Source organism: Acinetobacter sp. UBA5984, from assembly GCF_002429925.1.
GTDB classification, from domain to species: Bacteria; Pseudomonadota; Gammaproteobacteria; order Pseudomonadales; family Moraxellaceae; genus Acinetobacter; species Acinetobacter variabilis.
In genome coordinates this window covers 1-4266 of the sequence record NZ_DJBE01000017.1, presented here as the reverse complement: position 1 = coordinate 4266, position 4266 = coordinate 1, and the positions used below count along the sequence as shown (strand labels likewise).

Here is a 4266-nt window from a genome sequence, read left to right as displayed (position 1 = left end):
TGATTTATGAAAGAGATCTAATGATCTTCCACCTATAAAACCTTAATATTTTTATGCCTATCAATTTACTTAAAATGAATCTGTTGGTGATAAGCGATTAGAGTGGTTTTTATTTTTATATCAAAAGTTATAAGATCGAATTTTGGATAGGCTGAAAATCTTGAGAAAAACCTAATAAAAATAGACAGATCAAACAGTTAAACTAAAGATAAAGTGATAAATCCCCCTTAAATGATTTCTGAAATTTTTCCGGATACACTTTTTTAATTTCAAAAAATCATTACTTGATAAGACATGATTCCGAACATAATTTTTCTAGAAAACTGCTTAAATTCAACTCCATAATTTTCCGATGATTGAAATAAATTCTGACATTTCTGTTGCAGCTTACTGAAATTCAAATATTTATCAGAATCTATATTCATTTTTTGAATGGTTAAGTCTCACTAAAATGGCGCAGGTGCAAGAATCTCAACTTTATGACCACTCAAGGGTTGAGTAAAAGTCAGTTCACTGGCATGCAAGGCCATGCGATTAAGATGACTACGCGTTGGTTCCGGATGATAGATTTTATCGCCCGTAATCGGATGACCGATATGCAGCATGTGGACTCTGAGCTGATGTGAACGTCCGGTAATTGGCGTCAGTAATACCCGGCTGATGTCTTGCTCAGGCAGATATTCCAGCCGTTGATAGAGTGTTTTGGCAGCTTTACCCAGTTCAAAATGTACCATTTGCCGGGGGCGATTTTCCCAGTCAGTAATTAAAGGCACATCGACACTGCCCTCGGTCTGAATTTCCCCCTGTACCAGCGCAATATAGTGCTTGCTGACTGTACGTGCCTGGAACATTTTACTGACCGCCACTTCGGCTTCGCGATGTTTGGCAAACATCAGTATTCCGGACGTCGCCATATCCAGACGATGGGTAATTTTGGCATTCGGATAACGCTCTAGTACCCGTAGATAAGCACTGTCATGATGCTCAGGCAAACGTCCCGGAACAGACAACAAACCGGCCGGCTTCTCAATGACGACTAGATCATCATCTTCATACAGAATATGCAATGGGTCTTGAGGCGGCGCGTAGACAAAGTTGCCGTTAATAGGCATGTGCTGTAAGCATTCAGGAGAAAACGCGCAAAATAACAATGTCAGGGAATACTGTCAATCCAGCCCTGTTATAGAATCAATGCCCGACTAAGCTTTGGACGCTGCACTGATGGGAGATACTGAATGACCTGACTGATACTGGGTTTTCAGGCTGTCGAGATCTTCATTTAAGAATGTCATAAGATATTGCTGAACCTGTGACATAGTCAGACTGCGAAATGACACATAGTCTTTGTTTTTCAGGCTAAACAGTCCCAGAATTTTATGCTGAGCTTCGACTTCAATATCACTTTCCAGCCTGAACTCAAGCTGACCTGAGGGCGCCAGTTCATTCAGCGTGATCTGGATCGACTGTTCAGCATCGGAGTCTGTTACGGTAAAAGTGGTAATGGCGGCTTGCATCTGTAATTGTAAAATCCGTAACTGTTGCCAATTGATGGACTTAAAATTAGAGAGAATTTCTTCTGCCGATAAGCTGCCTAGCTGCTCTGCTTCGTCTTCTTTCTGATGCGGATAACTGATTTCTAATTCATATTTTTTCATGAGACGTGCCCCTTTCTTATATGCAAAAATTATCATAGCATTCTGTTTTATTTTTCAAGGATATAATTTGTGAGCAAATATTAAACATATTATATTTTAAATTATTTATATCAAATACTTATAAACAACCAGTGACATTAGAATAGTATTTAAATAAAGGATAATTGAAAGCAATAGGCTACAAATAAAATAGATTAGATATGTGATTTGAATAGTATTTGTTTGAATCTCAAATAAATTTAAAGCTATTTGAGGAAGAAGATAAGTGACTGGGTAAGGAAAGTATTAAGCAGTTTGGAGGAGAAGATTTATTATTAGAAGAGAAAATTTTGAGGGTGTTGGGAAAACATCTTGATGGTTTACTTCAACTATCACTCTTTGTAAGAAATGATCTTATAGCCTATAAACTTTTGGTCTATAGCGTCCTAAGCCGAATCGAGACCTTTTGGGTTCGTACTGCACTCGCGTTTTGCGCCACTCACAGCATGCTACTCTTTTCGATCCCATCACACCCTTGAGATATATAGTAGCCAAGCTGCGGTAAAATTAATTTCCTAAGATTTTTTAATTTTCCCAGTTTTTGAAAATATTTTTCTTAGAATATATTTATAGAAGAATTTTTTATCTTTTAGCTCAAAATAAAGATCTTTTATTGCAGAAAGAGCATAATTTCTGGAATTTATCTTCATTTAAAACTTCATTCTGCTCTAAATTTTTCAAACCGCTATTTTTAGTTTTCCAACCATTTAATCCGCAAGATAATAATCCACTGTAGAAACCACACGAACTTTCTTTAGATAAGGCGTATTGCTGTCACGGTCTTCAATGCTAAACAGACCTTGATTGGCCGTCTTGATTTTCCCGAGACGGCTTTGAGAATCTGCTGCAAACTTTTCTGCCACACTGCGGGCATTTTGTGTGGCCTCTTCAATCATCGCCGGTTTGATGTCATTCAGTTTGGTAAAAATATATTCCGTCCTTTGCCCGGAATCATCACCACCAAAAGCAATACCTTTTTTACCGAGAGCGACCAGACGGGTTTGCGCTGCACGGACTGCATCAATATTGTGGGTATAAACCGTAATGGTCTGATGCGCGGTATAACGTAGCGCGACATTGGCATCACCGCCGTATTGCTGGGCATATTTATCTGTAGTGACTGGAGAACCAGTGGTAATTTCTTCTGCCTTAAAACCTTCACCTTTTAAGAACGCCTGAATTTGTTGGGTTTGCAGCTCCATGGTGTCATACAGTTCTGTCAGATCCTGACTACCGCCACTAAAACGGATGGGCCAGACTGCGACATCGGCTTTCACTTCACGTTCAGACAGCCCTTTGACCGAAACAATCCGCTCATACTGTTTAATCTTGACCGCACTATTGCCCAGAATGAATCCGGCAATAATCATTCCCAAGCNNGTTTAAACTGCTCTGTGTAATGCTAATGCGACTATCAATTTTATTTATTCTTGAAACCTGAGAAAGTTTTATCTCCTAACTTTTCCCAATTAAATATATGGCTATCAGCGGAACCAGATTGAATAGGAATATTCCGATTTTATAGAGGGTCATGCCGCCATAATGAACGGCATCAAAAGTCGAATCTGAAAGCTGAAACCATCGACTATGCAATTGTTTTACCCAGTCTCGTAAAAAGACAATGAGCAAGAACCAGAGCATTAAAATGCTGTAATTCAAAGCCAATGTATAAAGTAAAAACCGACACCAGAAATCGAGGTTCATAGTGATTCCCTGCCTGTAGAGCCATCCACCATTAAGTTAACAGATCAATCAAACCTTCAGGAATTACTGATTTGTATCTGTAATCTAAAGGGGAATGGTTTAAATATTTTGAGCTAAAAGTTTCAGTTCTCACTCTCAGCGATCACTTTTTAGCGTACAAACAGGTGACGGGTATGATGATTGATATAGGCATTTAAGCCATCACCATACTGGGCCAGCTGTTTCATATTTTCCACATGCTGATAGCCCGCACTGCTATAGCTATAGGTATACACTTTCGAGGTTTTTTTGAATTGAACCCGAATGAATTCATTGCCAATCTCATAATTGGCCACACCCGAGTCATGATTGAGATCAAAATAATGTTGCAATTGAGCAGCCCTAAACATGATAAATTTATAATTTTATATGGGGTCAAATTGATCAATTTTCAAACAGAATAAATGATAAAACCCACTGTATAGCAGGTTTTAAATGATGCCCAATATGTCTATAAATCTCATTCTGTACAGCACTTATGACAGCCCTCTACTTTCTCTCTCGGCCAGTTCATTCTTGCCCGTTTATAAGCCAGATCATAATTAGTAAAATATCCAATCAGAATCTGGTTATCAAATTCTGGCAGGTCTTCACAGCCTCGTGTTGCGTTATGAATATAGTGCACGCCTTGGGCAGACTCTTGTTCATCTACAATAAATTTAATCATTTACAATTCCCCTAATATTGTTTTTATAAAGTTCAACCACAAATAAAACCATACAGAAATTATGTCTTTATTGAATAAAAATCAAGCAATTTCATAAACAAGATAAGGACCTTTCTTTAAGCAAATATTTCATTAAAAATTAGGGCGTGTCCTCATTTGGCT

At 38.2% G+C, this 4266-nt stretch carries 6 protein-coding genes; all 6 read right to left on the bottom strand.

Features of this window, described 5'->3' with window-relative positions:
• Positions 1 to 446: 446 nt before the first annotated feature.
• Entirely contained in the window at positions 447 to 1112 is a 666-nt protein-coding gene (locus tag B3J29_RS03030; protein WP_286964382.1) for a pseudouridine synthase, read from the bottom strand.
• A gap of 87 nt (positions 1113 to 1199) precedes the next feature.
• Positions 1200 to 1655 carry a hypothetical protein gene (locus tag B3J29_RS03025; protein ID WP_286964380.1) on the bottom strand — a complete coding sequence of 152 codons (456 nt, stop codon included), beginning with the start codon at positions 1653 to 1655 and terminating at the stop codon, positions 1200 to 1202.
• A gap of 746 nt (positions 1656 to 2401) precedes the next feature.
• Positions 2402 to 3064 (bottom strand): SIMPL domain-containing protein, encoded by a 663-nt coding sequence (locus B3J29_RS03020; RefSeq protein WP_286964383.1) that lies wholly within the window; start codon positions 3062 to 3064, stop codon positions 2402 to 2404.
• A gap of 85 nt (positions 3065 to 3149) precedes the next feature.
• On the bottom strand, positions 3150 to 3398 hold the full coding sequence (locus tag B3J29_RS03015; protein ID WP_286964379.1) for a DUF6868 family protein: 249 nt from the start codon (positions 3396 to 3398) through the stop codon (positions 3150 to 3152).
• A gap of 149 nt (positions 3399 to 3547) precedes the next feature.
• On the bottom strand, positions 3548 to 3769 hold the full coding sequence (locus B3J29_RS03010) for a hypothetical protein (protein ID WP_262738381.1): 222 nt from the start codon (positions 3767 to 3769) through the stop codon (positions 3548 to 3550).
• 128 nt (positions 3770 to 3897) lie between these two features.
• Positions 3898 to 4104 (bottom strand): hypothetical protein, encoded by a 207-nt coding sequence (locus B3J29_RS03005; protein ID WP_262738382.1) that lies wholly within the window; start codon positions 4102 to 4104, stop codon positions 3898 to 3900.
• Positions 4105 to 4266 lie beyond the last annotated feature (162 nt).

Bases quoted from the DNA above. Each gene is read 5' to 3' on its own strand.
- B3J29_RS03030 (WP_286964382.1), bottom strand. From the start codon at position 1,112: ATGCCTATTAACGGCAACTTTGTCTACGCGCCGCCTCAAGACCCATTG.
- B3J29_RS03025 (WP_286964380.1), bottom strand. From the start codon at position 1,655: ATGAAAAAATATGAATTAGAAATCAGTTATCCGCATCAGAAAGAAGAC.
- B3J29_RS03020 (WP_286964383.1), bottom strand. From the start codon at position 3,064: ATGATTATTGCCGGATTCATTCTGGGCAATAGTGCGGTCAAGATTAAA.
- B3J29_RS03015 (WP_286964379.1), bottom strand. From the start codon at position 3,398: ATGAACCTCGATTTCTGGTGTCGGTTTTTACTTTATACATTGGCTTTG.
- B3J29_RS03005 (WP_262738382.1), bottom strand. From the start codon at position 4,104: ATGATTAAATTTATTGTAGATGAACAAGAGTCTGCCCAAGGCGTGCAC.